26 protein-coding genes, 1 pseudogene and 1 riboswitch are annotated in these 26,545 nt (G+C 49.2%); all 27 genes and pseudogenes read left to right on the plus strand.

Features of this window, described 5'->3' with window-relative positions; translation table 11 throughout:
• Nucleotides 1–132: 132 nt before the first annotated feature.
• A riboswitch (SAM riboswitch) is annotated at nucleotides 133–233 on the plus strand.
• Between the two features lie 91 nt (nucleotides 234–324).
• Complete coding sequence (locus tag B2899_RS13525; RefSeq protein WP_146808848.1) at nucleotides 325–1,344, plus strand: CoA transferase subunit A; 1,020 nt, start codon at nucleotides 325–327, stop codon at nucleotides 1,342–1,344.
• Nucleotides 1,345–1,350: 6 nt separating this feature from the next.
• Complete coding sequence (locus B2899_RS13530; RefSeq protein ID WP_286886506.1) at nucleotides 1,351–2,109, plus strand: CoA-transferase subunit beta; 759 nt, start codon at nucleotides 1,351–1,353, stop codon at nucleotides 2,107–2,109.
• Nucleotides 2,110–2,176: 67 nt separating this feature from the next.
• Nucleotides 2,177–3,289, plus strand: a complete 1,113-nt coding sequence (locus B2899_RS13535; RefSeq protein ID WP_286886508.1) for an ABC transporter substrate-binding protein — start codon at nucleotides 2,177–2,179, stop codon at nucleotides 3,287–3,289.
• 14 nt (nucleotides 3,290–3,303) lie between these two features.
• Nucleotides 3,304–4,113, plus strand: a complete 810-nt coding sequence (locus tag B2899_RS13540; protein ID WP_286886510.1) for an ABC transporter ATP-binding protein — start codon at nucleotides 3,304–3,306, stop codon at nucleotides 4,111–4,113.
• Nucleotides 4,107–4,838 (plus strand): ABC transporter permease, encoded by a 732-nt coding sequence (locus B2899_RS13545; protein ID WP_286886512.1) that lies wholly within the window; start codon nucleotides 4,107–4,109, stop codon nucleotides 4,836–4,838. The genes B2899_RS13540 and B2899_RS13545 overlap by 7 nt, the downstream gene beginning before the upstream one ends.
• Nucleotides 4,839–4,883: 45 nt before the next feature.
• Entirely contained in the window at nucleotides 4,884–5,675 is a 792-nt protein-coding gene (locus B2899_RS13550; protein ID WP_218029534.1) for an enoyl-CoA hydratase, read from the plus strand.
• 266 nt (nucleotides 5,676–5,941) lie between these two features.
• Nucleotides 5,942–7,126: an LLM class flavin-dependent oxidoreductase gene (locus tag B2899_RS13555; RefSeq protein ID WP_286886515.1), complete on the plus strand. Its 1,185-nt coding sequence runs from the start codon at nucleotides 5,942–5,944 to the stop codon at nucleotides 7,124–7,126.
• A gap of 36 nt (nucleotides 7,127–7,162) precedes the next feature.
• A complete protein-coding gene (locus B2899_RS13560) occupies nucleotides 7,163–7,942 on the plus strand; it encodes an ABC transporter ATP-binding protein (RefSeq protein WP_371863536.1) in 780 nt (259 codons plus the stop codon).
• 40 nt (nucleotides 7,943–7,982) lie between these two features.
• Complete coding sequence (locus B2899_RS13565; RefSeq protein ID WP_349679052.1) at nucleotides 7,983–8,846, plus strand: ABC transporter permease; 864 nt, start codon at nucleotides 7,983–7,985, stop codon at nucleotides 8,844–8,846.
• Nucleotides 8,847–8,869: 23 nt separating this feature from the next.
• Nucleotides 8,870–9,907 carry an aliphatic sulfonate ABC transporter substrate-binding protein gene (locus tag B2899_RS13570; protein WP_146808856.1) on the plus strand — a complete coding sequence of 346 codons (1,038 nt, stop codon included), beginning with the start codon at nucleotides 8,870–8,872 and terminating at the stop codon, nucleotides 9,905–9,907.
• A 179-nt stretch (nucleotides 9,908–10,086) separates the two neighbouring features.
• Nucleotides 10,087–11,373 carry a kynureninase gene (gene kynU, locus B2899_RS13575; protein WP_146808857.1) on the plus strand — a complete coding sequence of 429 codons (1,287 nt, stop codon included), beginning with the start codon at nucleotides 10,087–10,089 and terminating at the stop codon, nucleotides 11,371–11,373.
• A gap of 74 nt (nucleotides 11,374–11,447) precedes the next feature.
• Nucleotides 11,448–12,296 (plus strand): tryptophan 2,3-dioxygenase, encoded by an 849-nt coding sequence (kynA, locus tag B2899_RS13580; protein WP_286886556.1) that lies wholly within the window; start codon nucleotides 11,448–11,450, stop codon nucleotides 12,294–12,296.
• A 24-nt stretch (nucleotides 12,297–12,320) separates the two neighbouring features.
• Nucleotides 12,321–12,947 (plus strand): arylformamidase, encoded by a 627-nt coding sequence (gene kynB, locus B2899_RS13585; RefSeq protein WP_146808858.1) that lies wholly within the window; start codon nucleotides 12,321–12,323, stop codon nucleotides 12,945–12,947.
• 165 nt (nucleotides 12,948–13,112) lie between these two features.
• Complete coding sequence (locus B2899_RS13590) at nucleotides 13,113–13,499, plus strand: DoxX family protein (protein ID WP_146808859.1); 387 nt, start codon at nucleotides 13,113–13,115, stop codon at nucleotides 13,497–13,499.
• 265 nt (nucleotides 13,500–13,764) lie between these two features.
• Nucleotides 13,765–14,535, plus strand: a complete 771-nt coding sequence (locus B2899_RS13595; protein WP_286886519.1) for an IclR family transcriptional regulator — start codon at nucleotides 13,765–13,767, stop codon at nucleotides 14,533–14,535.
• Between the two features lie 271 nt (nucleotides 14,536–14,806).
• On the plus strand, nucleotides 14,807–16,078 hold the full coding sequence (locus B2899_RS13600; protein ID WP_286886522.1) for an MFS transporter: 1,272 nt from the start codon (nucleotides 14,807–14,809) through the stop codon (nucleotides 16,076–16,078).
• Nucleotides 16,079–16,091: 13 nt separating this feature from the next.
• The gene (locus tag B2899_RS13605) at nucleotides 16,092–16,745 is read left to right on the plus strand and encodes a cyclase family protein (RefSeq protein WP_286886523.1); all 654 of its coding nucleotides are present in this window, start codon (nucleotides 16,092–16,094) and stop codon (nucleotides 16,743–16,745) included.
• 13 nt (nucleotides 16,746–16,758) lie between these two features.
• A complete protein-coding gene (locus B2899_RS13610) occupies nucleotides 16,759–17,205 on the plus strand; it encodes an SRPBCC family protein (protein WP_286886525.1) in 447 nt (148 codons plus the stop codon).
• 56 nt (nucleotides 17,206–17,261) lie between these two features.
• On the plus strand, nucleotides 17,262–18,092 hold the full coding sequence (locus tag B2899_RS13615; protein WP_286886526.1) for an SDR family oxidoreductase: 831 nt from the start codon (nucleotides 17,262–17,264) through the stop codon (nucleotides 18,090–18,092).
• 6 nt (nucleotides 18,093–18,098) lie between these two features.
• Nucleotides 18,099–18,938 carry a nitrilase-related carbon-nitrogen hydrolase gene (locus B2899_RS13620; RefSeq protein ID WP_286886527.1) on the plus strand — a complete coding sequence of 280 codons (840 nt, stop codon included), beginning with the start codon at nucleotides 18,099–18,101 and terminating at the stop codon, nucleotides 18,936–18,938.
• Nucleotides 18,939–19,040: 102 nt separating this feature from the next.
• Entirely contained in the window at nucleotides 19,041–19,466 is a 426-nt protein-coding gene (locus tag B2899_RS13625; protein ID WP_286886529.1) for a VOC family protein, read from the plus strand.
• A gap of 20 nt (nucleotides 19,467–19,486) precedes the next feature.
• On the plus strand, nucleotides 19,487–20,371 hold the full coding sequence (locus B2899_RS13630) for an FAD binding domain-containing protein (RefSeq protein ID WP_286886531.1): 885 nt from the start codon (nucleotides 19,487–19,489) through the stop codon (nucleotides 20,369–20,371).
• A gap of 14 nt (nucleotides 20,372–20,385) precedes the next feature.
• The gene (locus tag B2899_RS13635) at nucleotides 20,386–20,916 is read left to right on the plus strand and encodes a (2Fe-2S)-binding protein (protein WP_286886535.1); all 531 of its coding nucleotides are present in this window, start codon (nucleotides 20,386–20,388) and stop codon (nucleotides 20,914–20,916) included.
• Nucleotides 20,917–20,921: 5 nt separating this feature from the next.
• The gene (locus B2899_RS13640; protein WP_286886537.1) at nucleotides 20,922–23,237 is read left to right on the plus strand and encodes a xanthine dehydrogenase family protein molybdopterin-binding subunit; all 2,316 of its coding nucleotides are present in this window, start codon (nucleotides 20,922–20,924) and stop codon (nucleotides 23,235–23,237) included.
• A complete protein-coding gene (locus tag B2899_RS13645) occupies nucleotides 23,234–25,546 on the plus strand; it encodes a xanthine dehydrogenase family protein molybdopterin-binding subunit (protein WP_286886539.1) in 2,313 nt (770 codons plus the stop codon). Before B2899_RS13640 ends, B2899_RS13645 begins: the two co-directional genes overlap by 4 nt.
• Before the next feature lie 42 nt (nucleotides 25,547–25,588).
• On the plus strand, nucleotides 25,589–26,272 hold the full coding sequence (locus B2899_RS13650; RefSeq protein WP_286886542.1) for a GntR family transcriptional regulator: 684 nt from the start codon (nucleotides 25,589–25,591) through the stop codon (nucleotides 26,270–26,272).
• Nucleotides 26,273–26,321: 49 nt separating this feature from the next.
• Nucleotides 26,322–26,545, plus strand: a pseudogene (locus B2899_RS13655) (aminopeptidase); the annotation flags it as partial.

Consider the following 26,545-nt stretch of genomic DNA (forward strand, 5'->3'; position numbering starts at 1 on the left):
CATCTCATGGCTGAAGTCACGAGTGTTCTCGGCTAATTCATAAAAATGAGTAGATTAATGGAATAAAACCAAGTTGACAAATGTTAATTATCGACTTAAAATGAAGATGTCGTAATTATATAAAAATATATTCTCTTATCGAGAGAGGCGGAGGGACTGGCCCGATGAAACCTCGGCAACCGATATAAAGTCGGTGCCAATTCCAGCAGACACACAGTTCTGAAAGATAAGAGGTTGGATTCTGGTAAAATGCAATCATATAACCAACCTTTTATCTTTTAGAAGGTTGGTTTTTTATTGGCAATTTTACACAAGGAGGAGAAAATGAGTCAGATTGTAGAAAACAAAAAAGATATGTATTTGTACGGCTGGGCCGATCCGGATGAAATGCGAGCCTATCGCAGACAGCACAAATCAGTAGAAAAAAAGGACAAACGAGTAGCATTAAAACAGGCCATTGAACAGGGCGTAAAGCCGGGAGACTATATTGTTTTTGGCGGAATGGGGTCAGTACGGACGCCAATGGCTGCTGTATATGAAATCATTCGTCAGGGAATCGGCGATTTAACCGTAGGCGCAAAAGGCTCACAGCATGACTGGAACCTGCTTACGGCAGCGGGGCTAGTCAGCCGAGCCGAGGTTGCATACGGATTTGGCGATGAGATTCGGGGGCTCTCCCGCCCGGCGCGTGCAGCAGTCGAAAGCGGGCAGCTCTCTGTTATCTCTGAGACGACCAATGCAGCTTTTCAATGGCGGTTTACTGCGGCCATGAAAGGCTTATCGTTCTATCCCACCCGTACCGCTATCGGAACCGATACGCTGCATTATAGCGGATCGAAGAAAATTGAAGACCCATTTACCGGCAAGCCGATCGAATTAATTCCGGCATGCTATCCGGATGTGGTGATTCTTCATGTACACCGGGCAGATAAGTATGGAAATTGCCAAATCGACGGCAATATAACTGAAGATTTTGAACTCGCACATGCTGCCAAGCACGTAATCATTACAACGGAAAGGATTATCCCGGAAGAAGAAATTACACGCCGTCCGGACTTGACCAAAATTCCTTATTTTGTGGTCGATGCGGTTGTAGAAGTGCCGTACGGCTCGCATCCGAATCAGGTGCCGTACTTGTATTCCTTTGATGAACAACACTGGCAGGAATGGCTGGATGCGTCTCTTACGGATGAAGGGGTAAAGGATTATCTGCACCGCTATATTCTTGGGACGGAAGACCATTACGAATATCTTGAAAAAATCGGAGGTCTTTGCAGGCTCCGTCAGCTAGAACATATCGAACATGGCATCGAAAAATACCCGAAAGTTGCAAAAAGGAGGTAAACAGCGATGGCTACAGATACGGAACGCATGATTGTGGCTTCGGCAAGACTACTGGAGGATAACAAAAGCGTGTTCGTTGGCACCGGTATGCCCATGCTGTCGGCTTCGCTTGCACAGCGCCTTCATGCGCCGGGATTGCTTACGATTTATGAAGGGGGCGGCGTAGGCGGACAGCCGGAAGGGCGACTCCCCATTCAGGTTAGCGAATCGTTGACCTTCCGAAACGGGGTCATCGTCGGGTCAATGGATTATGTTATGAGCCTGGCGCAGGCCGGGTACATTGAATATGGATTCCTGGGCGGGGCTGAAATCGATCCGTACGGCAACCTTAACACTACCGTCATCGGGTCCTGGGAGAATCCGAAGGTTCGCCTGCCGGGTTCGGGCGGCGGCTCCGATATCGCCTCCCTCTGCTGGCGTACCATTATTTTGATGCGTCAGGACAAACGAAAATTCACGCCGAAGCTGAACTTCTTAACCAGTCCGGGGTATTTAGACGGACCAGGCGCACGGGAGAGAAGCGGGCTTCCGGCGAATACCGGCCCGTATCGTGTCGTGACGCAACTTGGCGTATATGGGTTTCCGGAAGAGACACGCCGTATGACACTTTTGCAGATATATGAAGGAGTTACGATAGAAGATGTGCAGGCCAACAGTGGATTTGATATTGATATTCATCCCGATGTAGAGACGATTCCCGATCCTACGGAAGAAGAGGTAAACCAAATGTACAATTTGGATCCGGATGGCATTGTCCTTGCCTGATGGACGGGAGAGAAAGATAACACGCATACAAAAAACCAAGTTTATACATATGAAAAGGGGGCAAAAAATGAAACAGTCGATAAAATGGTGGGGAACGGGGTTACTCGCGCTCTCTCTGCTAGGAGGGGTAACAGCGTGCGCGCCTCAGGAGGGGAAAAATAGCGCGTCCGCTCCTGTTCACAATGAAACAAAAGAAAACAGCAAGAGTCCAGAGCAAAAAGAAGTAGTGAAAATTGGCCACCTTCCTTCCTCGGGACACGCCTTATACTTTATTGCCCAGGAAGAGGGCTTTTTCGAAAAAGAGGGCCTTAAGGCAGAGTTGCATGCATTTACCAATTCAGGGGAAGGCATCAATGCCGTGTTGTCCGGCAAATTGGACTCTGGCTCGTTCGGTACTGCGGCACCGCTGACGTTCCTTGATAAAGATGCGGATCTTACCATGTACGCAGGCACCATGGGTACAGGTGCTGCACTGGTTGCGAAGCCGGAACATGCGGATCGCTTTAAAGATTTGCATACATTAAAAGGAAAGAAAATCGGAACTGTGCGTTTGGCCACCGGCGATGCTGTACTACGCGGTGCCCTTGCGCAGCAAGGACTAAACCTTGAAAAAGATGTCAAGATTATAGAGTTCGACTCCCCAAAGGCGGTCATTGAGGGTGTGAAAAAAGGAAGTTTGGATGCCGGGGTAGTATGGACGCCGTTTATTCAGCTTGCTACGAAGCAGGGGCTGGCGATTACAAGCTATTCGAATGAACTATTCCCTGATCATCCGTGCTGCCGTGTCATCGCAAAATCAGAAAACATAAAAACAAACCCGGAAAAATACGTAAAAATTGTAAAAGCGCTTATTCAGGCAGAAAAATTCAAGCAAGAAAATAAAGAGAAGACAGTGGCGGATGTAGCAAAATATATCAATGTGGACAAAGACACATTAGAGAAAGATTTGTATGGCGGATATCAAGTTAGCTCGGCAGATCCGAATCAAGACGGTGTATTTAAATTTGCCGAGCAGATGCAAACCGTGGGCTACATCAAAGATGCGACAAAGGTGCATGACCACTTTACTACCGATATTTATGCAACCGCATTGGCCGAGCTGCAAAAAGAGTATCCGCAGGATCCGTTCTATAAACAAGCGCAGCAAACCTTTACCGCCGCCAATCATGAGCATCATTGAGAAAGGAGAACAAAATGAACGGGCTTAGCATCGAAGGCGTATCCAAAGTTTTTGCAACCGGAAAGAAAGAACAATTTGTGGCGCTTGACCAGGTCAGTCTCACGATCCAACAGGGTGAATTTTTTGCCCTGTTGGGTCCGAGCGGATGTGGAAAGTCGACCCTGCTTCATATATTGGCGGGGTTATCTGAGCCGTCCCAGGGCTGCGTTCTGTGGCAGGGACATAAAATTCAAGGTCCTGGACTTGACCGCGGCGTTGTGTTTCAAACGTACTCCCTTTTCCCATGGATGACGGCGGAGGACAATTTACTCTTTGCGCTGAAACAAAAGGAAAGAAAGGGAGCCAGGCGGGATCACCAGGAGCGGGTCCGCCATATCCTTGACCAGGTCGGACTAAGCGGTTCAGAAAAGAAATATCCCATTCAACTATCCGGCGGCCAACAGCAGCGGGTAGCCATCGCCCGTGCGCTTTTGCTCGAAGCGCCGCTTCTGCTGCTGGATGAACCCTTTGGCGCGCTGGATGCTATTTCCCGTGCGCAGCTACAGGAGCTTCTTTTGCGGCTTTGGCAGGAAAAAAAGCCGAAGCCCACGGTAATTATGGTTACGCATGATCTGGACGAAGCGATTTACCTATCCGATCGGATTGCCGTTCTGGCAGCCAATCCGGGGCGCATAACTGAATTGATTGCGATTCCATGGGCGAGGCCGCGCAAACGTAATGAGCTTTTGAGCAATCCGGAGCTGCTCGATATTCGCGCCCGCCTTCTTAGCCTGCTGCAGGGAGAAGACGTTTCGGGACAGCAAGGGAGGGTTGCCGGATGGTAGGGTGGTTGCCGCTTCTTCTTATCGGTATCGTATGGTATATCACAACGGATGTTTTCCAATGGTTAGATCCTTTTTTATTTCCGGGTCCGACAGCCGTACTGTCGATAATTGGGGAAGACTATCCTTTCCTTTTCACCAGTTTGCTCTCCTCCCTTACTCTTTTATTTGTTTCGTTTGGCTGCGCTATCGTTACGGCTATTCCGCTCGGATTGCTTGTTGGACAAAGCAAACGGATCGAGCGGCTTATCCATCCATTCACAAATCTGGCTAGTCCGATTCCGCCGATCGTATACATTCCGTATGCAGTGGCGCTGCTGCCGACATTCTGGCTCGCCTCCTCTTTTATTCTTTATATCGGGGCGTTCTGGCCGATTTTTTTAAATACCGTGAACGGAGTCAAGCAGATTGACCACCGGCTACTGGATTCCGCGCATACCCTTGGCATTTCGAGAAAAGATTGGTACGCCAAAATTTTGTTGCCTGGAGCGATGCCCAGCATTTTTTCTGGGATGACGATCGGTCTTGTTCTTTCATTTATTCTGCTTACGGCGGCGGAAATTGTGGGGGGATCTTCCGGTCTCGGATGGTATGTAAAAAACTATAGTGATTTTGGGGATTATCCACGTGTCGTCTCCGGGATTCTCTTTATCGGCCTGGTTGTAGCAGGACTCACGCAGATTATGCGGCGGACGGAGCGTTATGTGCTGCGCTGGCGTGAACGTTAGTCCCGGGAACAAAAAATAATTCGTTTTGAAAGGGGAATTTTTCACTTGTCTATTCAAACAGAGGCCTATCAACATATTTTATTTGAAATTGAAGGGGCGATTGCTTATGTAACCATGAATCGTCCGGCCCAAAGAAATGCTCTTTCTCTTGAACATATGAAAGAGTTGCTCCACTGCTTTAAACAAATACAAGAAAACCGTTCTGTTGCTGTTGTCGTATTGCGCGGCGCCGGGCCTGCTTTTTGCGCCGGTCACGATTTGAAAGAAATGAGAGGAGAGACGGCGTCATTCTATCGGAATTTATTTGGAGTTTGCAGTGAACTCATGGAAACGATTCAGACAATCCCACAGCCGGTTATTGCACAGGTGCAGGGCATCGCCACCGCCGCCGGCTGCCAGTTGGTAGCGACGTGCGATCTTGCTGTGGCAGCGGATACGGCTGTTTTTGCGACCCCGGGCGTGAAAATCGGTTTGTTTTGCTCTACACCGATGGTGGCTCTTTCCCGTGCCATCGGCCGCAAGAAAGCGATGGAGATGCTTTTGACAGGAGAGGCAATGTCGGCTCAGGATGCCGTAGCCGCCGGACTCATTAACCGGGCTGTGGCGGAAGAGAAGCTGACGGAAGCGACAGAAGCGCTTGCTCGCAAAATCGCGGAAGCCAGTCCGTATACGGTCGGAATCGGCAAGCAAGCCTTCTATAAACAGATGGAGATGCCACAGTCTCTTGCCTACTCTTTTGCTCGTGAAGTGATGAGTGTAAATGCAGTAGCGGAAGATGCGCATGAAGGCATTTGCGCCTTTCTCGAAAAGCGTCCTCCGATCTGGAGAGGGCGCTAATCATACTATGCATTTCCGTAGCTCTAACAAAACCCCTGCCTTTTATCACCGAAAGGCGTGTTGATCCATCCAGTGATTTTTTATTCTTACTTGACTTATCGGAATATAAATGTTTATAATGTGAGAAATTGATAGCATTTTAGATGGCCGATCAGTCAACTGAAGGCTCTGTTATTTTGCCTGTGTTTGCAAAATGATAGAGTCTTTTTTTGTTGTTTTTGCTTCGTCATTATCGAAGACATTACTAAAAAGGAGAGGCGGAGAAAATGTCAACAGCGGTACAGGATGTAGAATTTGGATGGTTTATTCCTACGACAGGCGATGGGAAATATATTGGAACAGAATTAGAACGCGAGTCTACAGCAGGTTACATGATTCAGGTAGCGCAGGCTGCCGAAGAGGCGGGCTATACGTTTGCGCTTATTCCGACAGGAGGCGGCTGCCTGGATGCTTGGATTGTAGGCTCGGCTATCGCAACCCATACCAAGGTATTGCGTCCGCTGGTGGCTATGCGTCCAGGTCTTATTTCACCGATTACGGCGGCGCGTATGGCGACATCCCTCGATTACATTTCCAACGGAAGAGTCGCCATTAACGTAGTAACGGGCGGTACACCACCGGATCTTGTGGCGATGGGCGATCCGCTGGCGTTCTCGCATGACGAAAGATACGAAAGAACGCTGGAATTCATGACCATCGTAAAAGAGGTGCTGATTAACTCTAATACACATAAGTCTAAATATCTGGCTGCAAATGAAAATTACCGGGAAATCAAAAAAGTTCATTTTAAAGGGAAATATTATGAGATTGAAGGCGGGGCCAGTTACCCCCCTCCCGTACAAAAACCGCATCCGCCGATTTACTTTGGTGGCAGTTCAGTAGCAGGAAAACGCACAGCCGCCGAAATCGCGGATGTTTACCTGATGTGGCCGGAGCCGCTGGGATGGATTGAAGAGCAAATCGACGAAATGGAACGCATTCGTAAGGAGCTTCGGCAGGAAAAGGGGATCGACCGCAAGCTCCGTTACGGTCTGCGGGCTCAGGTACTCGTCCGGGAAACGGAAGAGGCGGCCTGGGCAGCCGCATGGGAAATTATCAGTAAAGCAGACAAAAAAGCGGTAGAACAATCCAACGTGCGATTTACCCAAACCGATGCAGTAGGGCAGAAAAGACAAAACCAGCTTCGCAGCGAATCAGAAGAAAATGGGTATGTGATTGCTCCGAATCTTTGGGCGGGCTTATCCATCGTACGGGGAGGCGGCGCTATGATGCTGGTAGGAACGCCTGAGCAAGTGGCTGACCGTATTATTGAATATGTGGACGCTGGCATCTCCTCCTTTATTTTTTCCGGTTACCCAAATCTGGAAGAAGCAGAAATCACAGGGAAGCTTTTATTGCCCGTCGTAAAAAGAAAGCTGCAGCAGCAAAAAAATACCGCCGTTCAGCTTTAACGATGAACAATATCTGCGAGAGAGGAGAAAAGAGACTTGACGCAATCTGCAGAACTGCGCATTGACTCGCTTCATAAATCGTTTACGAACCCGCAGGGCAGAATTCATGTGCTAGATAACATCAATGCTAAGATAAAGCCCGGGGAGTTTATCACGGTGATTGGACCAAGCGGATGCGGAAAAAGCACATTGCTTAAAATTATCGCCGGGCTGGATACAGATTACGAAGGAGCAGCCATTCTCGGCGGTAAGAAAATCGAGCGTCCCGGCATTAACCAGGGGTTTATTTTTCAGGAACACCGTTTATTTCCCTGGTTGACGGTAGAGAAGAACATCGCCGCCGATTTATCTTTGAAAGACCCGGAAATCCGCAACCGTGTGGATGAATTGATTCGTGTTGTACGCCTTGAAGGATTTGAGAAGGCGTACCCGCGGGAATTGTCCGGAGGAATGTCCCAGCGTGTGGCGATTGCGAGAGCACTTCTGCGCAGACCCGCCATTCTTCTTTTGGATGAACCGTTCGGAGCTTTGGATGCCTTTACCCGCAATCACCTTCAGGATGTTTTATTGGACATCTGGCGGCGGAACAAAACAACGATGATCCTTGTTACCCATGATATCGACGAGTCCATCTATCTTGCCAATCGGGTCTTCATCATGAGTCCGCGGCCGGGAAGGATCAGCAAAATTATTCCTGTCCATCTTCCCTATCCCCGTGCGCGGGCGGGCACTTGCTTTCAGGAGATTCGACAACGAGTGATGAGCGAATTCGAAAAAATAGAAGAAGCTCAGTTTATCGGTGGGTCGGGTATATAACGCCCCCCCTAAAAAACGAAGAGTCAGCGAGGGAGGTAGTATGCAAAATACGAACGAAGCGATTCGCATTACAGGCGCGACGGAAAGTGTAAAAAGCAAACCCAATCGTCACGCGGTTACGGCACTGAAAACAAAAGGAAAACAGGCAGTTCAAGGAATGATTCTTCCTGCGATGATATTGGGGATATGGCAGACGGTTGGGGCGATGAATCTGGTTTCCAGTACCATTTTACCTACGCCCGTAGCAATTGGCCAGGCCTTCATCGACCTGATTGTGTCCGGAGAATTATTCTCTCATCTACAAATCAGTATATTCCGTGCCGTGCTGGGGTTTTTGCTAGGAGCGGGATTGGGGCTGATTCTGGGCACACTGGTCGGATTTTTCAATCGGGCTGAACAGACGATGGATCCTACGCTTCAAATGCTGCGAACCATTCCGCATCTGGCTGTCATGCCGCTGTTTATTCTGTGGTTCGGTTTTGGGGAGCTGTCCAAAGTGCTGTTGATTGCAAAAGGGGCATTCTTTCCGGTCTATCTCAATACATTCCTTGGCATTCGCGGAGTCGATGCAAAATTGTTTGAGGTGGCGCGCATTCTTGAGTTTAACAGAGTAAAGCTGGTCACCAAACTCATTTTGCCTGCAGCCATGCCGAACATTTTGCTCGGCATCCGTCTCTCGCTGGGGATTGCCTGGCTCGGCCTTGTTGTGGCTGAACTGATGGGATCAAGTGAAGGGGTAGGCTATATGATTATGGACGCCAGACAGTTTACCCAGACCGACATTGTGTTTGTAGGCATTATTATTTTTGCTTTGGTTGGTAAATTGACAGATTCTTTGGTGCGCTATTTTGAATCCAAATTATTGAAATGGCGTGAAAGCTATAAAGGAGAAGGCACCCTATAGGATAAAGAAGAAGGAGGCTTGTTATGAAAAAAGTAAGAGGTTTAATGGGGGTTTTTCTTTTGACAGTGGTTTTTGCCTTGGTGGCAGGGTGCGGAAATAAAGAAACTGCGGGTCAAAAGGATGCAGGAGAAGCAAAGGCTCAGACCAAGGAAGAAAAAGTCGTAAATATCGGCATTCAACAGAGCATCTGGCCAATTCTGATTGCAAAAGAAAAGGGCTGGTTTGAAGAAGAGTTCGCAAAAGTCGGTGCGAAGGTGAACTGGGTGGAATTTCAAAGTGGACCTGCTTATTTTGAAGCTATCGTTTCCAACCGGCTGGACTTTGGACGGGTGGGGAACATTCCCGTCCTTGCTGGCCAGGCGGCCAATGTCCCGTTTAAAGAAATCGCAAATGGAAGCAACGGGGAGAAAGGCGATGCCATTCTGGTTCGCAAAGACAGTCAGATTCGCACGCTTCAGGACTTAAAAGGCAAAAAAATTGCAGTAGCCAAAGGAAGCAGCGCTTACGGGCTGTTATACAAGGCTCTGGCCAAGGCGAACATCGACCCGGCCGATGTAAAAATCATTCAACTACAGCCGGATGAAGCGCAGCCGGCTTTCGAAACCGGTTCCGTCGATGCATGGGCGATTTGGGAGCCGTTCCAATCCACACAGGTTATCAAAAATGGTGCGAAAGTGATCGCTAACGGGGAAACGATTCAATCATCAAGCCCGGGATTTCAAATCGTGCGCAGTAAGTTTGCGGAAGAAAATCCCGACCTGGTTGTTCGTTATTTGAAAGTAACGGAAAAAGCAACCCGCTGGCAAAAAGAACATCCGGAAGAAGCCGTTAAATTGTATGCAAAATTGAAGAAAGTAGACGAAAAGATTATTCGCCAGGTTATCAAAAACTCCGAAGCGGCGAACCTTCCGATCACCGATGAAGTGATAAAAAACCAGCAGGAAACGGCAGATCTTCTGTACGATCTTGGCGGACTTAAGAGGAAGGTGGATACCAAAGAAGTCGTGGATAACTCTTATATTGAAAAAGCCTTAAAAGAGTATAATGCGGAAAACAAATAAAGTATAGAAGCGTTTTTTGCCCACTTTCATAGTGGGCCTTTTTTGTTGCGAATGTAGCACTCCGGCAAAAAGAGTGTATAAATCGGGCATAAAATGATGGAATCTTTAGTAATGTATACTCACTATATTGTTTCTATGATTTTATTCGTGTAACAGTCTTCCGCATCAAGGAGGTTATTATGTCTCTTTATTTTTTTGAACCAACGTTAGAATGCGCCCGGCAGTTGGATCAAAACGATAGGCTTTCCCGCTTTCGCAGCGAGTTTTACTTACCTCCTACCTCCATTTACATGGATGGAAATTCGCTGGGCCTTCTTTCCAAGAGAGCGGAGAAAACATTGTTGGAATCTCTGGATGATTGGAGAGAGCTGGGGATTGGCGGATGGAGCAGAGGAAATCATCGCTGGTTTTATCTGTCAGAGCGACTGGGGGAGATGAGTGCGCCATTAGTGGGAGCTGCTCCTGATGAAGTAATCGTAACTGGCTCTACCACGGTGAATTTACATCAACTGGTGGCTACTTTCTATCAGCCCGAAGGAAAACGAACCAGGATTCTAGCGGATGAGCTTACTTTTCCATCCGATATTTATGCGCTGCAAAGCCAGCTTCGTCTGCACGGATACGAGCCGGATACGCATCTTATTCAGGTAAGAAGCCGGAATGGCAGATTCCTTGAAGAGGAAGATATCATTGCCGCTATGACGGACGAGATTGCTCTCGTTATCCTGCCGACCGTTCTTTACCGCAGTGGTCAAATCCTGGATATGGAGCGATTGACAAAGGAAGCCCATGCCCGCGGAATTTTGATCGGATTCGACGGATGCCATTCCATTGGGGCAATCCCGCATTCCTTTAGTGAATGGGGTGTAGATTTTGCTTACTGGTGCAACTACAAGTATGTAAACGGCGGTCCCGGCTGTGTGGGTGGATTGTATGTTAATCGGAAGCATTTCGGGCGTCATCCAGGTCTGGCCGGGTGGTTCGGTTCAAAAAAAGACAAACAGTTTGACATGGAGCATACGCTGACGCCGGCGGAAACAGCGGGTGCTTATCAAATTGGAACGCCCCATATATTGAGTCTTGCTCCTTTGATCGGCTCTCTGGAAATTTTTGCAGAGGCTGGCATTGAGAACATTCGCCGGAAATCCCTGCATATGACCCGGTATTTGATGGATTTGCTTGAACACGAGCTTCCAAATATGGGTTTTGTCATTGGAAATCCGAGAGATGACAGGCGCCGGGGAGGGCACATTAGCCTTGAGCACGAAGAGGCCGCGCGCATCTGCAAATCGCTGAAAGAAAACGGTGTCATTCCCGATTTTCGTGCGCCTAACATGATTCGTCTTGCGCCGATCGCGCTCTATACCTCTTATGCGGAGATTTGGAAAGCCGTACAAACGCTGAAAAATATAATGGAAGAAAAACAATACAAAAAATTTAAGAACGAGCGCGAAGTGATCGCTTAATTATCAAGTGGAATTAGCCGAAAGCGGATAAAAGCCCATTTGTGAAAGCGGAGGGGGAAAACGTCATGCCGCATATGAACAAAAATGAGGACGATGCCAAGTCGGGATTAGGAAAAGACATTCATACTGATTTTAAAAAAGAGATGTCTTACGGAGATTATCTCCAGCTTGATAAGGTATTGTCCAGTCAACAGAGATTGTCCGCGCATCATGATGAAATGCTCTTTATTATTATTCATCAGGCCAGCGAGTTATGGATGAAGCTGATTTTACATGAGCTATCCGCAGCCATCCGGTGTATCCGCTGCGGCGAGCTGGAAGCGCCGTGTAAGATGTTATCCCGTGTTTCCAGAATCCAGCAGCAATTGATTCAGTCATGGAGTGTCCTGTCCACTTTGACACCGGCTGAATATATGGAGTTCAGGGATAAACTGGGCCATGCATCCGGATTCCAATCTTACCAAAACAGGCTGATCGAATTTGCTCTTGGAAATAAAAACGTTCATATGCTGGCCGTTTTTCGGCATCAGCCTGAACTGTATGCCCAAATGCAGAAAGCGCTTCATGAGCCCAGCCTTTATGACGCGGCGATTGAAGCGCTGGCAGCCCGCGGACTGCCGATTGATGGGGAGTGTCTTGGAAGGGATCTATCACAACAGTATCAGCCTCATGCCAGTGTGGAAGCCGCCTGGCTGACTGTGTACCGCAATGTGGATAAATACTGGGATTTGTATGAGCTGGCGGAGAAAATGGTGGATATCGGAAGCGGGCAACAGTTGTGGCGGTACAATCATATGATCACGGTGGAACGTATTATCGGCCATAAACAGGGAACCGGCGGATCATCGGGTGTTACGTATTTAAAAAAGGCGCTGGAGCAGCACTTTTTCCCTGAATTATGGAGTTTGAGAACGAAGCTGTAAGCGGAGTCCAACGGAGGGGTACCGATGAATTCATGGATTGACATTTCCCAGCGGCTGGACGAAAAGGCGGCCGTTTGGCCGGGGGATACGCCTTTTTCCTATCGGCTGAATTGGGGAAAGCGGGACAGCGGATCGGTCAATGTAGGTCAGATCACCATGAGCGTGCATACAGGTACGCACATTGATGCTCCTTTTCATTTTGATGATGAAGGAAAGCGGGTGATTGAACTGGACCTGGATGTATATATTGGTCGTGCCCGTGTCATTCATCTGCCCGGCACTGACAGGATTGGTTTGAATGAATTGAATAGCATAGGGATAGAGGGAGTAAACCGGCTATTGATTTATACAGGTGCCTGGCGGGACCGGAGTGTTTTCCCGGAGAACATCCCCCATGTACAGCCTGAAGCAGCTGCCTATCTTTCAGAAAAAGGGGTTCGCCTGATTGGCCTGGATTTGCCTTCTGTCGACCCGTTGGACAGCAAAGAGCTGCCCGCCCACCATAGGCTGACCCGTTACGGGATTCACATCCTGGAAGGAATCGTGCTGGACGATGTACCGCCCGGAGACTATGAACTAGCGGCTCTTCCATTGCCTCTGGCAGAAGCGGATGGAAGTCCGGTGAGGGCTGTACTAAGAAAGTGCCGCTAACGAATCGGCGGATGCTTCGGGAAGAATGAACAACGTGGAAGCGAATAAGCCGGCCTGCTTTTAGGCCGGTTTTTTATGATATTGCCTTTATAAAAGTAAGTAATAAGCGTTACTGTACTTTCATAAAGTTAGTAATGTACAAAAATATAAACGGAGGGTTGCAAAATGGCGGACGCTGGAATTTTACTTATCCGTTTGGTTATTGGCTTAACTTTTATGGGGCATGGTGCACAAAAGCTGTTTGGCTGGTTTGGCGGCTATGGACTGAAAGGCACCGGTGGATGGTTGGAGTCTATTGGTGTGAGACCGGGTGTATGGATGGCCTTTCTGGCCGGAGCAGGGGAGCTGGTGGGAGGTGCTTTGTTTGCGGCAGGCATTTTGACGTCGGTTGGTGCTGCGCTTATCGTCATCATTATGCTGGTCGCCACTTTTACTGTACATGCGAAAAACGGATACTGGGCAACCGCAAACGGGTTTGAATACAATTTGGTTTTGATTGCCATCGCGATTGGCGTAGCGCTGATCGGTCCCGGTTCTTATACCCTTTTCTAAATTATTGTTCGCTCCCGCCTATTATGGTAAGCCGTTCAACAACGAAAACCCGGAATTTAGAGTTCCGGGTTTTCATGCTGCCCAGGTGTCTCGACAGCGCTTACGGATTGTATAGATAAAATAAGGAGGATGGCTGGCTAACTTGGTTCCAAAAAGTGGACATGAACGGTAGTGGCAAGCATAATAAGAATAATCCACCATGATATAAAAGAGAGGTATATGCAGACAAATTATATTTTTTTCGCAACCGGAGGGGAGCAATCTGATGAGAAATGATATGGAGATGAACGGTCAAGGCATTCAATCCTTAGAGCTGGGAATTAATATTTTGAAGAAGATAGGAGAGGCCGAAAAGCCTTTAACAATAACGGAAATTGCTAAGTTAGCAGATATATCGAAAAGCAAACTCCATCGTTATCTTACGAGTTTTTGGCGTACCGGTTTTTTGGAAAGAGATGAATCGCTTCGGTACTCGATTGGAGATGCCTTCATCCGGATTGGATTGAAAGCGTATCAACGCATTGATATTAAGGAGCAAGCCAGACCTTCGTTACTTCGGTTAAAAGAAACGCTGAACGAAACCGTGGCTTTATCGGTATGGGGGGATAACGGGCCTTATTTCATCCATCTGGAGGAAAGCAACCGGCAAATTAAGATAGGAATTCAGGTCGGTTCAACGGGCAGTATGCTGAATACGACGGCAGGGCAACTGTTTGCAGCATATAAGCCAGGGGAAAAAACGGAAAAGCTCATTCAAAAAGAGCTAGAGGAAATGTCGGCAGATGCAACTGTATTTAAGCATACGCTGGCTACGATTAAGGAGAAAGGGTTCTCGAGAACAATGGAGAGTCTTGTACCGGGGGTGGTGGCGATCGGTTGTCCGGTATTCAACGGTGAAAACAACATGGTGGCGGCGGTCACGATTATCGGGTTACTCGGCGTGTTCGACATCTCCGATGATTCGCCCTCTGTCGTCCTTCTTAAACAAGAGTGTTTACATCTTTCCCGCTCTCTAGGATTTCAAGGGACATTTTGAAAAAGGCTAATCAAGGCCTTTTTTTATTTTGCCCGGCAGGTGTATTACAAATATTTATGAGAATATAAATCTTTGATATTTAACATTATATAGAATGCACACTATAATTTTCTTAATAAATTTAAAATTTAGTTTTTTAGGAAGATTAAAATAATACAAAGAAAGGGGGAGAGCAAACGAAACAAAAGAGGAGTCAGCACGCAGGCTGTTGATGGGGAAAGGAATTATGATACGGAAAAATCCTAACATGAGGCGAAGAAGGAGGATTTTTGTGAGCTCCGATAGTACCAAACCAGTATCCTTTCGCAAAATATTTGTGGTGGCGGGTCTTAGTTGGGTTTTTGATGCAATGGATGTTGGAATCATTTCCTTTATTGCAGCTGCGTTAATTGAAGAATGGCACTTGACTCCTCAGCAAGCCGGGTGGATTGGAAGCATTAACGCAATCGGTATGCTTATCGGAGCGATTGTGGCCGGGTCGCTGGCAGACCGGATTGGCCGTAACAAAGTGTTAATGTATACCGTGCTTTTATTTTCTGTCGCAAGTGGATTCTCGGCAATGTCTACTACATTGGCTATCTTTTTGGTCTTCCGATTCTTTATCGGTTTAGGGTTGGGAGGAGAGCTTCCGGTCGCATCCACGCTTGTATCGGAGAATGTTCCCGCACACAAACGGGGACGTATGGTTGTATTGCTGGAGAGTTTCTGGGCGGTTGGATGGATTTTATCGGCTGTCATTGCTTACTTCATCATGCCGATATGGGGATGGCGTTCAGCGCTTATCATTGGAGCGCTTCCGGCCCTTTTGGCTATCTATATGCGTTGGGGGCTTCCTGATTCCCCGGCATTTCACAAGGTGGATAAACAGAAGTCTTCCATATGGCGCAATATGAAGTCTCTTTGGTCGCCCAAATATGCGCGTGCGACTGCAATGCTCTGGATTCTGTGGTTGTTCGTGATGTTTTCATATCACGGCATGTTTTTGTGGCTGCCATCCATAATGGTCATGAAAGGGTTCGGACTCATTAAAAGCTTCGGATACGTTTTGTTGATGACGCTGACCCAATTGCCTGGCTTTTTCAGCGCGGCGTGGCTGGTTGAAAAAGTGGGCCGCAAATTCGTCCTCATTACGTACCTGGTATGTGCTGCAGTGAGCGCGTTTTTCTTTGGGACAGCCGAAACGCTTCCGGTGCTGATTATGTCCGGGATGGCTTTATCATTCTTTTATCTCGGGGTGACAGGTACGACCTATGCCTATACGACCGACCATTATGACCCGGAAGTTCGTGCGACAGGCGCCGGAATGGCGAATGCGGCCGGACGCATCGGTGCGATCCTCGGTCCGCTGGTCGTCGGGTATATGGTTGCGGCAAAAGTACCGTTTACCGTAATTTTCTCAATGTTTTTCATCGCCTGTGCACTCGCAGCTTTGAATGTATGGATTCTGGGCAAAGAGACGCGTGTGCGTAAGCCGTTCTTTGAAACGGTGGAGATGCAGGCGGAAGAGGAAAAAGCAAAAGAAAAAGAAGTGAATTATGTCTAGAGGAGGTCAGAGGATGACAAGACTCGTTGATTTGACTATGCCCTGGGGACCGGAAGTGCAGCCGCTAAAGGGACATCCATCCATTACTTTTACGCCCATTACTACTCATGAGGTTGAGAAGCGATCCAATACCGAAGTACTTTTCAGTATCCATACCGGTACGCACATTGATTCGCCGTATCATTTTTTTTCAGACGGGAAGACCATCGAACAGATTCCGCTCGATGTGTTTATCGGACCAGCGCTGCTGGTGGATGTGCGCGAAGTAGCTAAGCCGAATCATGAGATTACGCTGGATGAATTGAAAACAGCAGGCGGTCTCACGGAGGAATTGGTTCAAGGGAAGCGGCTTGTATTATGGGGAGATTGGGCCTCGAAGCATTGGAATTCCAAGGAATTGTATGAAAACAACCCGTACTTATCCCAGGAAGCGGCCATGTGGCTGCGTGATGCGGGGGTTGTGGCTGTCGGCTTAGACTTTGCGGTAGATGGGGCACCTCCGTACCCGAATCATCCCATCTTATTAGGCAGTGAAATTCCTCTTATTGAAAATCTGGTGAATTTAGAGGCAATTCATGCGCGTGAGTTTACGTTAATTGCGCTGCCTTTGCCGGTTGTAGGAGGAGATGGATCTCCGGCACGTGTCGTAGCACAAATTGATGACTAAGGAGGAAACACACATGAACGTAAACGGTGAAGTGGTTGTAAAAGCTCCAAAAGAAGATGTATGGCGGGCATTGAATAATCCCGCGGCGCTACAGAAAGCGACACCGGGCTGCAAGTCATTGATAGAAATCGAGCCTGATTGCTACAAGGCTGAGATTAGCGTCGGCATTGCGGCGGTGCGTGGTGACTATGAATCTACCATTAAGATTTTAGACAAAAGCGAACCGGATCGCTATCGCCTGGTGATGAGCGCAAACAGTCCGGTCGGGTTTGTGGAGGGTGACGCAACAGTCGAATTGGTGCATGAAGAGATGAAAACCTACATTAAATACAATGGAGTTGCCCAGGTAGGCGGGAAAGTTGCCGGGGTAGGCCAGCGCATGCTGTCCGGTATCGCAAAGCTTATCGTCAAGGAGTTTTTCAAGAAAATCGCCAGAGAAACAACTACACAGTTTCATTGATTGATGTGATTTCCCTCTATTAAAATAAAAAATTTTAACAAAGGAGCGAATGAAAGATGAATCTTGGATTAGAAGGAAAAGTTGTATTGATCACCGGCGGCAGCAAAGGAATTGGACGTCAGACGGGCCTGACTTTTGTGAGAGAAGGAGCCTCCGTGGCCCTGGTAGCACGAAACAGTGAAGATCTCGAGAAAGCAAAAAGTCAGCTGCAAAGCGAGGTTCCTCAAGCGGACGTATTAACCATTCCGGCCGACTTGCAGCATGAAGCCGGTGCCGTGGATGCTGTGCAGAAAACGGTGGAGCATTTCGGGAAAATCGACATTCTCATCAACTGCGCAGGTGCGGCTCCGGGGGGATTGCTGCTGGATTTAACAGAAGAGGATTGGGATTTTGCGATGGGGCTGAAGTTCCGCGGCTATGTCCGTATGGCGAAAGCGACCATTCCGCAATTCCTTAAACAAAAGCAGGGCGTTATCGTCAACGTAGTCGGAAACGACGGTGTCAAACCATCCTGGTGGGAGCTTACGGGTACGGCGGTAAATGCCGCAGATTTGGCCGTAATGACGGCGCTGGGGAACCAGTACGGCAATGATAACATCCGAATTAACTGCGTTAACCCTGGTCCGGTGGATACCGGGCGCTGGGAAACGCTAACCGAAGCATATGCGCGTGATTTGAAAATTAGCGTGAATGAAGCGAATGAAGCGGCGAGCAAATCGATGCCGTTTGGTCGAATCGCCACCGCACAGGAAGTCGCTGACGTCGTTGTGTTCCTAGCTTCAGAGCGTGCGAGCTTCGTGCATAATTCTGTGGTCAATATCGATGGCGGACAGATGAAAGACATCTTAGACCGAAAACAGCAGCGAATGACGGTTGCGGCGGAGTAATCCGACATGAAAATTGGCGTTGTTCAAGCGTGTAATGTGTCGGGAAAAGACTACATCGACACCAACCGTAGAACCAACGGCCAGGCGATTGAAGCGTTATTTGCAGACGGAGCAAAAATTATCGTTTTGCCGGAATGTGCCAATCACCAGTATGTAATGCGTTCACGCGACGAAGCCGATGCGTTCGCGGAGGAACTCGATGGACCGAGTGTAGCATACTGGCAGAGGCTTGCATCCGTATACGGTGGATACATCGCTGGCGGCATTCTGGAACGCGAAGGTAGTACATTGTATAACACGGCTGTATTGGTAGGTCCAAACGGCCCTGTCGGCCATTATCGTAAAGTGCATCTATTCGATTGGGAAAAGGAATATCTTTCCCCTGGTAACGTTGGATTTCAGACTTTTCTTATCGAAAAACTTAAAACAACTGTAAGCATGCTCGTTTGCTATGACCTTCGATTTCCCGAAGCCGTCCGGTCCGTTGCGCTTGGAGGGTGTGACGTGCTGCTTGTGCCTACTACCTGGACCTCCATCGGAAAGTCCGTACTGTGGGATGAAAGAGGATATTGCCTCGCCAATTATCTCGCTGTAGCTCATACGTACAGCAATCGGATGGCTATTGTTTGTGCGGACCGTGCAGGCAAAGAACGAGACGTACGGTATATGGGGGCCAGCCTGATTGTGGATTCAATGTCCAGGGTAGTGGCCGGCCCGGCATCAAAGTACGATGCCGATTGTTTGCTGGCGGATGTGGATGTGTCTCTATCCAGAGACAAACGAGTGGGCAAGCGGAATGATTTGTTGAAAGATCGCCGTCCGGAACACTACAAGCTCAATGGATAGGGATATAGATAACGGCAGCTCAAAGCGGAATTCGAGCGCCACCTGGCGCTTGAATTCCATCCTTTGCTGGTCATAGACAGCGAAATGTAAGGAGGGAAGGCTTTGTCGGTAAAGAAGTTGGACCATATCGGGATCATTGTATCAGATTTGGACCGAGCGATCGAAACATATGAAAACGTGCTGGGGCTGCAAGTCGAACGGATCGAAGATTACGGTGGCGGGCTGCTGTTGATTGCGTTCATTCCCCTGGGCGAGGTGCAGTTAGAACTTATTCAGCCACTAAAGCCAGGCAGTGCCGCATGGGATTTCTTACAGAGCCATGGAGAAGGCATCGAACACCTGGCTTTTGCTGTCGATGATTTGCAGATGGAATGGCACCGGGTGTTGACGCACAACATTCCGGTAACAGATACAGAGCCGCGGCCAGGAGCCGGCAACACCCAGATTTGCTTCTTAAAAAGAGAAGCGCTGTGCGGAGTGTTAGGAGAATTTGTCGCATCTTCTGTGCAGGAAATTCGAAAAACGTAAATACAGAAAGGAGGCCCCTCATGAAACCGGCGGCTTTTGATTATTACACGCCAAAAACAATGCAGGAAGCGCTGGAACTACTTGAAGAGTTTGGCTATGACGCGAAAATTCTCGCGGGCGGACAAAGTCTGATTCCTACGATGAATATGAGATTGGCGCGTCCGCAGGCGCTCATTGATATTGGCAAGCTAGATGAGCTTGCTTATATCCGCATACATGATACGGATGTTCAAATCGGAGCGACCACCCGCCATTACACGGTCGAGCACTCTCCGCACATTCTCGAGGTTTGTCCCATGCTGTCAGAAGGCATCAAGCTTGTCGGGCATTCCCAGATTCGTTCGAGAGGAACCATCGGCGGCAGCCTGGTCCATGCTGACTCCACGGCAGAACTCCCTGTGATTCTGCGTACATTGGGAGGAACGGTAACGCTTGCCTCGCTTGAGGGAGAGAGGACGGTAGAGGCAGAAGAGTTCTTTCTGACCTATTTGACGACGACAATTGAGCCGAATGAAATTCTCGTTTCCGCGAATTTTCCAAGAATTGCGGCCCGCACTGGACACGCCATTGAGGAATTTGCGCTGCGGAAAGGGGATTTTGCCATCGTCTTGGCCGCTGCCTCTGTCACTATCGCTCAAGACGGAAGCATCGAATCGGTGCGTTTGGGATTAGGCGGTGTTGATGGAGCGCCGATCAGACTTGAAGATGTGGAAGAAGAGCTTGAAGGGCAAGAGCCAGACAGCGATTTGATTGCTGAATGCTGTGAGAGCATTCGCGATGCGATAGATCCTGAGCCTGACATTCATGCAAGTACCGAGTACCGTAAAGATTTGAGCGTAACCCTCAGTCGGCGCGTGCTCGAAAAGGCCATTCAGCGTGCAAAAGCGCAATTCAGTTATGTCTAAAGCGAGGTGGAAACATGGCGGATAGTCCAATGACGACGAAAACGTCAAAAATAGACGGCAGCAAGTTGAAAAGCATCACGTTAACCATTAACGGTAAAGAATCTACGGTGTGGGTAGAGCCGCGGATGCTGCTCTCGGATGTTATCAGGGATGAAATCGGACTCACAGGAACGCACGTCGGATGCGAGCACGGGATTTGCGGCGCCTGCACGATTATTATGGATGGCCGTCCGGTTCGCTCTTGTCTGGTGTTTGCCGTACAGGCCGACAATTCGACGATTCTAACGGTCGAGGGACTTGCTGGTGAAGATGGGACACTGCATCCGTTGCAGGATGCATTTTGGGAAAAGCACGGGCTGCAGTGCGGATTTTGTACACCGGGGATGCTGATGACAGCCTATCATTTTCTTGAAGAGAATCCGAATCCTTCCCGGGAAGAAGTTAGAGAAGGGATTTCCGGAAATTTGTGCCGCTGCACCGGCTATCAATCTATCGTAGATGCAGTTGAACATGCTGCGAAGATAATGCGGCAGGGGAAGGAGTGAATGGAATGTCCATCGGTTCCAGCGTAAAACGCATTGAAGATGTTGCGCTTCTTACAGGGCAAGGGCGATACGCCGGAGACATTCAACTTCCCGGGCAGTGTGAAGCTGTTGTTGTCCGCAGTCCCCATGCCCACGCGAAAATTCTTTCCATACAAACCGAGGCGGCCGCCCGGCTGCCTGGCGTTCTATTGATTGTAACGGCACAGGATTTACCGCAGGATCTTCCGCCGATTCCGATGCGATTGTCACCGGAAGGAGCGCTGGAATATGCGCTGCAGTACCCGTTAGCAAAAGAGAGGGTGCGGTATGTTGGAGAGCCGGTTGTTCTGGTCGTCGCTGCCAATCGATACGTGGCAGAAGATGCAGCAGAGGCTGTAAACATCCAATATGAGCCGCTTCCGCCCCTGGCGGATACGGACAGTGCGCTGGCAGCCGGAGACAATCTGCTGCATCCGACCATAGGAAGCAATGATGTGTTTCTCATTCATTCAGAGAAAGGATCGGTCGATGACAAGCTGGCTCAATGTCCGTATGTGTTGCAAGAAGAATTATACGTACAAAGGCATACGGGTGTCCCCCTTGAGACAAGGGGATTGGTGGCCGCCTGTGAGGCGAACGGTCGCCTGACTGTATATGGACCTACGAAAGTTGTCCATTTTAATCATAAAATTCTTTGCCGTCTTTTAAAGAAAGAAAGCAAAGATATTCGCTACGTCGAAACGGATGTGGGGGGCGGCTTCGGACCGCGAGGCGAATTCTATCCGGAAGACTACTTAATTCCGTACGCTGCACTGCAGCTTGAGCGTCCGGTTCGTTGGATTGAGGATCGGCTAGAACACCTGTTGGCCACGAACCATTCGAGAGAACAAAAGCATCGGGTGACGGTCGGTTTCGATAAAGAAGGACGCATCATGGCACTGCGCGATGAAATCTTTGTCGATACAGGCGCTTATATTCGTACGCACGGAGTAACGGTTCCTGCCCTGGCACAGGCGATGTTCACCGGACCGTACGATATTGAGGCGCTCGAATTTATTACCCATGTGGTCGTAACGAACAAAACCCCTACGGGTACGTATCGAGGGCCGGGGCGATTCGAGGGCACATTTGTACGCGAACGTATTATCGATATGATTGCCCGAAAACTACAACTCGATCCGGTGTTCGTACGTGAGAAAAACATTATTCCGCCTGAAAAATTGCCGTATTCCAACGGGATTTCAGCACTGGGGCAAGTTGTCGAATTGGATAGCGGCGATTATCTACACATACTGCAAGAGGTACGTAAAGCAGTCGATTGGGATGGCTTTACACAGAGAAAAAAGGATGCGGCGGCGCAGGGAAAATTGCTCGGACTGGGGCTGGCGATGTTCGTGGAGAAATCCGGCCTCGGTCCATGGGAATATGCGGAGATTGACATTCTTGAAAACGGAGACGTGTACTGCAAAACCGGGCTTGCGGATGTGGGTCAGGGAATGAAAACAATGATCGCCCAGGTATGCAGTGATCAGTTAGGAATTCCCTGCACGCGGGTCAAAGTATTGCATGGTGATACGGACACCGTGAAGAAAGGAAACGGATCGTTCGCGACACGCGGAACAGTGATGGGAGGCTCCGCTGCGTGGCTGGCTGCCGCATCCTTGAAGGATCGATTGTTATGTGCGGCCGCAGAATGGGTGCGCATGCCGCGGGAGAAGCTGGACATGCGAGAGGAGGCCATCGTGGAGGCGAAAACAGGGCGTATCCTGTTATCCTATCATGACATGGTTCAGCGGTGCGTAGAAGCGGGCATTTCTCTTCATGAAGAGCATACGTTTTCCGCCTCACATATGACGTACCCGTACGGAGTGCATGCAGCCGAGGTGGAAATTGACAAAGATACAGGGCAAGTAAAAATTCTTAAGTACTATATCGGATATGATATCGGTCGCGCCATTAACCCTCTGTTGGTAAAAGGACAGCTAATCGGCGGGATGGCACAAGGATTGGGCGGTGCTTTCTATGAGGAGCTTCGCTATAGCGAAACGGGACAGTTGCTGTCCGGTACGTTTATGGATTACCTTATCCCAAGCTCGATGGAAGTGCCGCACATCGACATTGCTCTATTTGAAAACGCGCCTTCACCCCGAAATCCGCTTGGTGTAAAAGGAGCTGGCGAAGGCGGAACGGTAGCGGTCGCACCCGCGCTGGCCAATGCGATTTGTGACGCATTGGAAGCGTACAATTTTGAAATCAAGTCGTTGCCCATTCGGCCGGAAATCATCCGCTCTGCCATTCGGCAAGCAGCGTGCGGTGCGGGAAAATCAGAGGTGGTTCTATGAAAACGTTGGGGCAGCCGGTAAAGAGAAAAATTGACCCCAGACTGGTTCAGGGACAAGGGCAGTATATCGCCGATTTACGCATACCGAATACGCTCAGTGTCGCCTTTTTACGAAGTCCGCATGCCCATGCGTACATTCGGACAATCGAGCTGGAAGCGGCGCGTCGCCTGCCGGGCGTCGTTGCCGTATTCGGACCGCAGGATGGCATCGATTTTCCTTCTCTGCCCCTTCTTTTTCCGCATAGAAATTTGACGCCTGTCACACAGCGTCCGTTCAATCGGGTAGTGCATCATGTAGGTGAGCCGGTGGCAATGGTCATTGCAGAAAATCGCTATATTGCAGAAGATGCACTGGATCTTATTTCCATTGAGTATGAACCGCTGCCTGCGGTCGCCCGCCTTGAGGATGCCGTACAAGACGATGCTCCCCTGGCCCATGAACATCTCACGTCGAATGAAGCGGCGCACTTTACCCAATCCATTGGGGATGCCGAGGCGGCGATGAAACAGGCGGATGTAGTCGTACACCATCGGTTTCGAATCGGAAGGGTCAGCTGTTTGCCAATCGAAACGAGAGGAATGCTTGCAAATTGGAACGACAAAGGTGTCGAACCGTATTTGGAAGTTTATGCGACCACCCAAAATCAGCATGAAATGAGAAATATTTTGGCCAAATTGCTTAAGCTCTCGGAAAATCAGATTCGGGTCATTGCTCCTGATGTAGGGGGGGCATTCGGAGCAAAGGCGCCGTTTTATGTAGAGGATTTTCTCGTATGCTGGGCTTCCTGCCAGTTGGGCGCACCTGTGAGATGGATTGAAGACAGAATGGAACATATGATGGGTTCCATTCACGAACGGGAACAGCTTCATGAAGCATCACTCGGCGTCACGTCAGAAGGAAGGATTGTAGCGGTAGTGGATAAGATGCTGGCCAATACAGGGGCATATGTCCCCTGGGGGATTATTGTGCCGCTGATGACCTCAACGCTCATTCCGGGTCCATATAAAGTACCGAACTATTTCTGTGATGTACGGGTGCTCTACACCAATACAGTGCCCCATGCTCCATTCCGGGGAGCCGGCCGCCCTCAGGCCGCGTTAATCTTAAATCGCCTTCTTGATCAAGCAGCGGAAAAGCTGGGAATGGATCCGGTGGAGATTCGGCGCATAAATCTTATCCATGCGGATGAGTTTCCGTATCGTACGGGGCTGTTATCAAGGGACGGTACGCCGCAAGTGTACGATAGCGGAGATTACATCCGCTTGATGGATGAGGTGGTGGAAAAAAGTAGGTATTACAAATGGAGAGAGCGGCAGCAGGAGTACCGCAAACAGGGCAAGTACATCGGGATCGGTATTGCCTGCGCGATTGAAAATACCGGCTTTGGTTCGTTTGAAGGGGCCACGGTGCGGGTGGAAGTGAATGGAGAAGTAACCGTCATTACCGGGGCTGCATCCCAGGGGCAGGGCCACGAGACGACACTGGCACAAGTTGCTGCAGAAGTGCTCGATTTGCCGCTGGCACGGGTAACGGTCAGACAGGGCGACACCAAGCTTATTCCGTATGGTACTGGAACGTTTGCCAGCCGGATTGCGACGATTACAGGAACAGCCATCTATCGGGCGGCACAAGCGGTCAAAGAAAAAGCAATAAAAATTGCGGCCCACATACTGCAGGCAAAGGAAGAGGATCTCGAGCTTTCCGGTGGCTTCGTTCGGAACAAAAACCATCCTTTAGATACGGTTTCGCTTGGGGAATTGGCTTCCGAAGCAAGGGGGGTATTTCCAGGGACGACGTATTCATTGCCGGTTACGCCGGGACTTGAAGCTACCGATTACTTCGCACCCCAAGCAGCCACCGTCTCCTCCATGGCCGACATGGCTGTCGTTGAGGTGGACATGAATTCATATGGTATAAAAGTGCTGGAATATACATCCATGCATGATTGTGGCCGTTTGCTGAATCCGCTGGTTGTGAACGGGCAAATGCAGGGAGGCATCGTAAACGGTCTTGGAAATGCATTATATGAAGAAGTCATTTATGACAAGCAGGGCCAGCTCCTGACAAGCACATTGATGGATTACCTGGTTCCATCCTCGACTGAGAGCCCTGAAATGATAATAGGCCATATCGAAACGCCTTCCCCGCTGAATCCTTTAGGTGCCAAAGGAGCGGGGGAGAGCGGAACGATCCCTGTACTGGCTGTTATTCAGTCGGCGGTAGAGGATGCGCTGCGTCCTTGGAACGTGAAGATTAGTGAAATCCCTGTCAAACCGACCTATCTTCAAGCGCTTTTGCAAAAACGGTAGCGCCATTTTCCGATTGCCATTCTTCAGTAAGGAGAAGACAATATGGTTGAGATTTCAAGAAAAATCGTAAAAGAGACGACGACCACAGCGGTCTACAATCGTCTGAGCGAGCTCATCGCTTCCGGCTATTTTCAGATGGGGGAATGGATCCGGGAGCGGCAAATCAAAGAGATATTAGGAGTCAGCAGTACGCCGATACGCGAAGCGCTTTGCATGCTGGTACAAGAGCGCTTGTTGGAAGCGGTTCCTCACCACGGGGTCCGTCTCCGGCAGCTTTCTGTAAAAGAGATTGAAGACTTTTACGAGTTACGTGCCGAACTGGAAGGATTATCAGCTTACTTGGCGGCAACAAGAGCATCCGATGAACAAGTGCTTGCCATGCAGAGGATGCTGAATACTGTAACCGCACGAATGAAAACAGCATCCGTAAATGAACTGGAGACCGTACAGCACAACCATGATTTTCACGGAATGATAGCACAAGCAAGCGGCAATCAAGCGCTAGCCGATTGTCTGGCGCAGCAGCGAGCCAACTTCAATCTACTCCGCATTATGCTATGGGGGCGGGATAAACAAAGACCACTTGTCACTGTAAGTCAGCATCAAGCTATTTTCGATGCAATCGCCGGGAGAAAGCCGGCCCTGGCCCGCAAGCGGGCACAGGAGCATATTTCGGATTCCGTTGTTTTCATGTTGAAAATGGTCAAAGAGCTGGATATCAAGTAATAGGCACGTTCGTCTTTACAATAACAAGTACGATATGGAGGAAGGCAGGATGGAAAATTTTAAATTGTATGCGGTGGCGACTCGAATTTTGCAGGACGCGGTGAAATTGGAAGCAGGGGAGAATGTGTGCATTGTATCCGATACGGATACGGAGGAAATCGGGCAAGTCTTCGCGTCATGTGTTGCTGCCATGGGAGCAGAGCCGGTGCTGACGGTGATTACGCCGCGAAAAACGCACGGCGTTGAGCCGCCTGCGATTGTGGCAGCGGCGAT

The sequence above is a fragment of the Aneurinibacillus sp. UBA3580 genome, from assembly GCF_002375825.1.
Taxonomy (GTDB): Bacteria; Bacillota; Bacilli; order Aneurinibacillales; family Aneurinibacillaceae; genus Aneurinibacillus; species Aneurinibacillus danicus.

What these genes read in the sequence shown, in the direction of transcription:
- B2899_RS13525 (WP_146808848.1), top strand. Translation starts at nt 325, where the DNA reads ATGAGTCAGATTGTAGAAAACAAAAAAGATATGTATTTGTACGGCTGG.
- B2899_RS13530 (WP_286886506.1), top strand. Translation starts at nt 1,351, where the DNA reads ATGGCTACAGATACGGAACGCATGATTGTGGCTTCGGCAAGACTACTG.
- B2899_RS13535 (WP_286886508.1), top strand. Translation starts at nt 2,177, where the DNA reads ATGAAACAGTCGATAAAATGGTGGGGAACGGGGTTACTCGCGCTCTCT.
- B2899_RS13540 (WP_286886510.1), top strand. Translation starts at nt 3,304, where the DNA reads ATGAACGGGCTTAGCATCGAAGGCGTATCCAAAGTTTTTGCAACCGGA.
- B2899_RS13545 (WP_286886512.1), top strand. Translation starts at nt 4,107, where the DNA reads ATGGTAGGGTGGTTGCCGCTTCTTCTTATCGGTATCGTATGGTATATC.
- B2899_RS13555 (WP_286886515.1), top strand. Translation starts at nt 5,942, where the DNA reads ATGTCAACAGCGGTACAGGATGTAGAATTTGGATGGTTTATTCCTACG.
- B2899_RS13565 (WP_349679052.1), top strand. Translation starts at nt 7,983, where the DNA reads ATGCAAAATACGAACGAAGCGATTCGCATTACAGGCGCGACGGAAAGT.
- B2899_RS13570 (WP_146808856.1), top strand. Translation starts at nt 8,870, where the DNA reads ATGAAAAAAGTAAGAGGTTTAATGGGGGTTTTTCTTTTGACAGTGGTT.
- kynU (WP_146808857.1), top strand. Translation starts at nt 10,087, where the DNA reads ATGTCTCTTTATTTTTTTGAACCAACGTTAGAATGCGCCCGGCAGTTG.
- kynA (WP_286886556.1), top strand. Translation starts at nt 11,448, where the DNA reads ATGAACAAAAATGAGGACGATGCCAAGTCGGGATTAGGAAAAGACATT.
- kynB (WP_146808858.1), top strand. Translation starts at nt 12,321, where the DNA reads ATGAATTCATGGATTGACATTTCCCAGCGGCTGGACGAAAAGGCGGCC.
- B2899_RS13590 (WP_146808859.1), top strand. Translation starts at nt 13,113, where the DNA reads ATGGCGGACGCTGGAATTTTACTTATCCGTTTGGTTATTGGCTTAACT.
- B2899_RS13595 (WP_286886519.1), top strand. Translation starts at nt 13,765, where the DNA reads ATGAGAAATGATATGGAGATGAACGGTCAAGGCATTCAATCCTTAGAG.
- B2899_RS13605 (WP_286886523.1), top strand. Translation starts at nt 16,092, where the DNA reads ATGACAAGACTCGTTGATTTGACTATGCCCTGGGGACCGGAAGTGCAG.
- B2899_RS13610 (WP_286886525.1), top strand. Translation starts at nt 16,759, where the DNA reads ATGAACGTAAACGGTGAAGTGGTTGTAAAAGCTCCAAAAGAAGATGTA.
- B2899_RS13615 (WP_286886526.1), top strand. Translation starts at nt 17,262, where the DNA reads ATGAATCTTGGATTAGAAGGAAAAGTTGTATTGATCACCGGCGGCAGC.
- B2899_RS13620 (WP_286886527.1), top strand. Translation starts at nt 18,099, where the DNA reads ATGAAAATTGGCGTTGTTCAAGCGTGTAATGTGTCGGGAAAAGACTAC.
- B2899_RS13630 (WP_286886531.1), top strand. Translation starts at nt 19,487, where the DNA reads ATGAAACCGGCGGCTTTTGATTATTACACGCCAAAAACAATGCAGGAA.
- B2899_RS13635 (WP_286886535.1), top strand. Translation starts at nt 20,386, where the DNA reads ATGGCGGATAGTCCAATGACGACGAAAACGTCAAAAATAGACGGCAGC.
- B2899_RS13640 (WP_286886537.1), top strand. Translation starts at nt 20,922, where the DNA reads ATGTCCATCGGTTCCAGCGTAAAACGCATTGAAGATGTTGCGCTTCTT.
- B2899_RS13645 (WP_286886539.1), top strand. Translation starts at nt 23,234, where the DNA reads ATGAAAACGTTGGGGCAGCCGGTAAAGAGAAAAATTGACCCCAGACTG.
- B2899_RS13650 (WP_286886542.1), top strand. Translation starts at nt 25,589, where the DNA reads ATGGTTGAGATTTCAAGAAAAATCGTAAAAGAGACGACGACCACAGCG.